2 protein-coding genes are annotated in these 1,172 nt (G+C 55.7%); both read right to left on the bottom strand.

Features of this window, described 5'->3' with window-relative positions:
- On the bottom strand, positions 1-269 hold a 269-nt coding region (locus HWX39_RS35995), incomplete at its 3' end, for a hypothetical protein (protein ID WP_208458865.1).
- Positions 270-300: 31 nt separating this feature from the next.
- A complete protein-coding gene (locus tag HWX39_RS35820) occupies positions 301-633 on the bottom strand; it encodes a hypothetical protein (protein ID WP_175972155.1) in 333 nt (110 codons plus the stop codon).
- Between the last annotated feature and the right edge of the window lie 539 nt (positions 634-1,172).

Below are 1,172 nucleotides of genomic sequence, written 5' to 3'. Positions count from 1 at the left end.
AACGACTCTACGCCGATGATAGTGCGGATTCCCGTGTGAAAGTAGGTAATCGTCAGGCTCCCTAAGCCAAGAACCCCCGCCCGAAAGGCGGGGGTTTTTGCATTGGCGCGAAGGAAATGCGTGCGGCGTATTCGGCTTGGCTGCATGTCGTGCTGCACGCATTGATGCTCGCGATGCCGCAGGATGCGGAGAAGACGGAACGCAACTTCTCGTCTGTTGTGACGATTGTTGAAGTTGCCTGCAGCCTCACCGCAGACCATTTGCGTCAACGCGTGAGCCGAAGTGCTTCACGCCGAGCCATCACCAGGCAGTAGAGCCGCGCAAGGCGGCCAGCGCTGCGTCTTCCTCGTCCTTATCCTCTTCTTGGGCAGCTGCACCATAGGGCTGCTCTCGCCAGTTCAGCGCGCTGTAGTCGGGCGTGATGATGACCCTTCGGGAAGCAAAGCTGAACCGAAGATAGACGCGATCACCCGGCTTGAATCCGAACATCTCGAAATGCGCGTCGATGGCGCGCATCCATGGCATGTACGGTTGGCCATCCCGGGGAAGGTCCGGCTTGTTGCCGAGGGTCAGCTCAACCTCGGGATACTGTTTGAGCTTCTTGGGACGTGACTTACTATAGGCGTTAGCCATCTTCCGACTCCGGTAGTGAGTTGGTTGTGGTCAGCGGGTCGTATGGGTGGCAGCCCATGCGGCCCGCGCTTTTACTGCTTTGCTCTTTTTTTAAAACAAACAGATTCTTGAAGAGCGCGTCAATATTTCTTGACGCGGCGGAGGGGTGGATAACCTGAATGTTAGAACAGACAGTCTACCAACCACAAACCTCCGAGGGAGTTAGAACGCGGCGCCTCTGTAGGTTGTCGTAGATGGTGAAAAGTACGCCTTTGATTTTATGGAAGTTTTTCACTAACTCTGACACGGCCCTCAAAACCTTGTGTCACTATTCGTGAAAAAAAGCGGCAGGATTGTCGTAAAAGGTGAAAATTCCCGAGGGTGGGTCGCCGTGCCCCGTGAGCTGGCTTCGACTTACCCTGGCCCCAATACGGCCGGCCCCACTGCGATTTCCTCTGTGGAGCATGAACGGTCCCGGTTTTCAGTGCCAAAGGCAATGTTAGTCTTCGGCGTTCTGTTGGTCCGTCAGTTGGGCCTGCAGGCCCAACTGACGGACGTAT

The sequence above is a fragment of the Burkholderia sp. BCC0322 genome (assembly GCF_902833045.1).
Lineage (GTDB): Bacteria > Pseudomonadota > Gammaproteobacteria > Burkholderiales > Burkholderiaceae > Burkholderia.
Note: the sequence above shows the minus strand (reverse complement) of the source record. Positions and strands in the feature narration are given on the sequence as shown.